This is a genomic window from Mesorhizobium sp. M7A.F.Ca.US.014.04.1.1, from assembly GCF_003998745.1.
GTDB classification, from domain to species: domain Bacteria; phylum Pseudomonadota; class Alphaproteobacteria; order Rhizobiales; family Rhizobiaceae; genus Mesorhizobium; species Mesorhizobium ciceri.
The window spans coordinates 1-3,771 of the sequence record NZ_RZRW01000549.1 but is presented as its reverse complement, the minus strand read 5'-3'; the positions used below and the strand labels follow the sequence as shown (position 1 = coordinate 3,771).

Sequence of the window (3,771 nt, the reverse complement as noted above, 5' to 3'; positions counted from 1 at the left end):
CTATTGGGATGGCGGCTATGGCGGCAATCCGGCGCTTTATCCGTTCTTCAAGACGGCTGCGACCGAGGACGTGCTTCTGGTGCAGATCAATCCGGTGGTGCGCGAGGGAACACCAAGAAGCGCCAACGAGATCCAGAACCGCATCGACGAGATCACCTTCAACGCCGGGCTGCTGCGCGAATTCCGCTCGATTGCCTTCGTCAAGGAGCTGATCGCCGCCGGCCGTCTGCCACATGGCGAGTACCGCGACATCCGCATGCACCGCATCGATGCCGACGAGGCGTTCAAGGACCTGTCGGCGTCCTCGAAGGTCAACGCCGAATGGGCGTTTCTGACCTACCTCAGAGATCTCGGCCGCACCGCCGCCAGCGACTGGCTGGAAGAGAATTACGACGCCGTCGGCAAGCGACCGACGCTCGATCTCTCCGGCGAACTGGATGACGGCTTCAAGCCGGTACGCGGTCCGGCACCCGGCCGGCGGGTCAAGGAATTTCTTGCGGCCCGCAAGAACCCGGAGGCAGAGCGCCGGCGCGCCTGAGCGACCAATCGATGTGCATCGATTGGTCCGCAATCATGCTTTCAAGGTCAGGTCGATCACCCTGATCAGGGCAGCGGCTGCCTGCCGCTGCCCTTCCGGATCTCTGATCCGCGCCTTCATGCCTTCCAGCCCGTCGAGCAGCATGTCGGCAAGCAGTTGCGCCGACAGGCCCCTGGCCGCCAGATCGACGCCGTTCCTGGCTGCCTCGCCCTCTATCGCGGCGCCGATGTGTTGGCCAAGCCCGCCGCGCCAGCAGCCCACCAGATCGCCAAGGCTCGATTTCATGTCCAGCAATTCGGCGCCGTGCGGCGAGGCAACGACCGCGCTCATCATCGAGATAAAGGCCTCATCGATGGCTCGCATCATGCGCTCGGTGAAAGGGCCGTCGCCGGATAGGGCAAACCTTGCCGCCTCGACCGAGCGCGACAGGATCATCATGGCGATGGCGCGGAAAATGTCGGTCTTGTTCTTGAACAGGAGATAGAGCGCCGGGCGCGACATGTCGGCGGCACGGGCAATGTCGTCCATGGTGGTGCGCGAGAAGCCATAGGCCAAAAACACCTTCATCGCGCCATCCAGAATACGGACGCGTTTGGGATCGGCGGTGGCGGTGTCTTCGATCTGGTTCATAGAGCAATTCTATCCTGCAAAATCCTAATTGACAAAATGACGAAATTTGTCAATCTGTATCGGAGCGAAACGGCCGGGAGGCCGCTTCGCCCTTGGCAGTGGACGACAACAAAGGGTATCCCCATGCGCCTCACCGTCGACGGTCAGTCATTCGATATCGACGCCGATCCGGACATGCCGCTGCTGTGGGCACTGCGCGATCTCATTGGCAAGACCGGGCCAAAGTTTGGCTGCGGCATCGCCGCCTGCGGCGCCTGCACTGTACATGTCGACGGTCAGCCGGTGCGTTCCTGTTCGTTTCCCGTCGGCGAGGTCGGCGGCGCCGTCACCACCATTGAAGGCATCGGCACGGCAGGCGGACTGCATCCGGTGCAGCAGGCATGGCTGGAGGAACAGGTCGCGCAATGCGGCTACTGCCAGGCCGGCCAGATCATGAGCGCGGTGGCGCTGCTCGATGAAGTCGCCGACCCGAGCGATGCCGACATCGACAACGCCATGGGCGGCAATCTCTGCCGCTGCGGCACCTATCCCAAAATCCGCTCGGCCATCAAAAAGGCCGCGGCGCTCAAGACGGCGGGGCTCTGACCATGGCCAGTGTCGGAAAGATCGCCCGCCGCACGTTTCTGATTGGCGCTGCCGCTGTCGCTGGCGGCGTTGCCGTCGGCTATTACTACTATCGCAAGCCGTTCCCGAACCCGCTCGAGGCCGAGCTTGGCAAGGGCGAGGCGACGTTCAACCCTTATGTGAAAATCGGCGCCGACAACACCATCACCATCGTCGCGCCGCGCGCCGAGATGGGGCAAGGCATCTCGACGACGCTTGCGGCCATGGTCGCAGAGGAACTCGACGTCGGGCTCGACCGGGTCATGGTCGAGCATGGACCGGCATCCCATGCCTATTACAACGCCGCGATCCTCGAGGAGGGCGGTCCGTTCGCCTTCTTCGATGAAAGCCTGACCGCGCAGGCGGTGCGTTCCGGTCTCGGTGTGGTCGGCAAATTCCTTGCCCTGCAGGGCACCGGCGGTTCGGCTTCGACACGCGACGGTTTTGACAAGATGCGGCAAGCGGGTGCCGCTGCCCGGCAGATGCTGGTCGCAGCGGCAGCGCAAAAACTGGGTGTCGCGGCGGCCGATCTGGAAACGGCCGACGGTTCGATCCTGCACAAGGCGTCGGGCAAATCGCTGACCTACGGCGCGGTCGCCGCGGCTGCCGCCGCGATGGCGCGGCCGGCCGAAGTCAGGCTCAAGGACCGGGCCGACTGGAAGCTGCTGGGAAAGCCGCAGAAGCGCATCGACATGCTGGCAAAGCTCACCGGGGCGCCGATCTTCGGCATCGATGTCCGGCTGCCGGAGATGGTCTACGGCACGGTCAAGATGAGCCCGCGCTTCTGGTCGAAGCCGGTCAAGGCGGACCTCTCCAAAGCCGAGAAAATGCCTGGGGTGATCAAGATCGTGCTGCTCGAGACGAATTACGGCCATGGCTTCGGTATCATCGCGAATAATACATGGGCAGCATTCAAGGCGGCCGAGGCGATCGACGCCCAGTGGTCCGATCCTGAATATCCGCTCAGCAGCGCCGCCATTTCAGATGTGCTGAAGCAGGCGCTTGCCACCAAGGGGTCGGTGATGCGCGACAATGGCGATGTCGAAACCGCCTTTGCCGACGCGCCGCGCGAAAGCATCATCGAGGCAGACTATGCCGTGCCCTATCTGGCGCATGCGACGATGGAGCCGATGAACGCCACGGCACAGTTCAGGGACGGTGCGCTCGACATCTGGTGCGGCAACCAGGCGCCGACCCTGGTGCGGCAGCTTTGCGCCAACGCGGTCGGCATCGAGCAGGACAAGATCAATGTGCACACCACCTTCATGGGCGGCGGTTTCGGCCGGCGCGTCGAGATGGACTACGCGCTGTGTGCCGCGCTGATGGCGAAGGAGACGGGCGGACGCCCGATCAAGGTGACGTGGACGCGTGAAGAAGACATGCGGCACGACGCCTATCGGCCGGCTGCTATCGGCAAGTTCCAGGCGCGGCTCGGTGACGATGGCATGCCGATCGCGGTCGACATGAAGATGGCCTCGCCATCGGTGATTGCCGGTACGCTGCGCCGGCTGTTCCCCTCGGTATCGCCGCTCGGTCCCGACAAGACCATTGTCGATGGCGCCTATGACCAGCCCTACACGATCCCGAATTATCGGGTCAGGGGTATCGCGGCGCCGGTCTCCATCCCTGTCGGCTCCTGGCGTTCGGTCGGCAGTTCGGTCAACGGCTTCTTCCATGAGGGCTTCATGGACGAGATCGCGGTCGCCGGAAAAATCGATCCGGTCGAGATGCGCAAGAGACTGATGGCCGCCTATCCCTCGGCGGTGAAGGTGGTCGAGAAAGTCGCCGCGATGGCGAAATGGGGCGAGGCGCTGCCCGCCGGCAAGGCCAAGGGCATGGCCTTCACGCTGTCCTTCGGCAGTTGGGTCGGCGAGATCGTTCAGGTGGCGGACACGCCGGCCGGCATCCGCATCGAGAAGGTGTGGATCGCCGCCGATGTCGGCACCGCGCTCGATCCCGGCATCATCGAGGCGCAGTTGATTTCCGCCGCCATCTACGGC

3 protein-coding genes and 1 pseudogene are annotated in these 3,771 nt (G+C 63.8%); 3 read left to right on the top strand and 1 reads right to left on the bottom strand.

Annotated elements, in window-relative coordinates:
• A pseudogene (locus EOA22_RS27205) lies at nt 1-538 on the top strand (patatin-like phospholipase family protein); the annotation flags it as partial.
• Nucleotides 539-571: 33 nt separating this feature from the next.
• Here EOA22_RS27205 and EOA22_RS27200 read toward each other — a convergent pair.
• The gene (locus tag EOA22_RS27200; RefSeq protein WP_013529190.1) at nt 572-1,168 is read right to left on the bottom strand and encodes a TetR/AcrR family transcriptional regulator; all 597 of its coding nucleotides are present in this window, start codon (nt 1,166-1,168) and stop codon (nt 572-574) included.
• Between the two features lie 123 nt (nt 1,169-1,291).
• Between EOA22_RS27200 and EOA22_RS27195 the strand changes: the two genes are divergently transcribed.
• Nucleotides 1,292-1,753, top strand: coding sequence for a (2Fe-2S)-binding protein (locus EOA22_RS27195; RefSeq protein ID WP_063169182.1), 462 nt, complete (start codon nt 1,292-1,294; stop codon nt 1,751-1,753).
• A gap of 2 nt (nt 1,754-1,755) precedes the next feature.
• Nucleotides 1,756-3,771, top strand: a 2,016-nt coding sequence (locus tag EOA22_RS27190; RefSeq protein ID WP_164755868.1) for a molybdopterin cofactor-binding domain-containing protein, incomplete at its 3' end; no start/stop codon positions are given.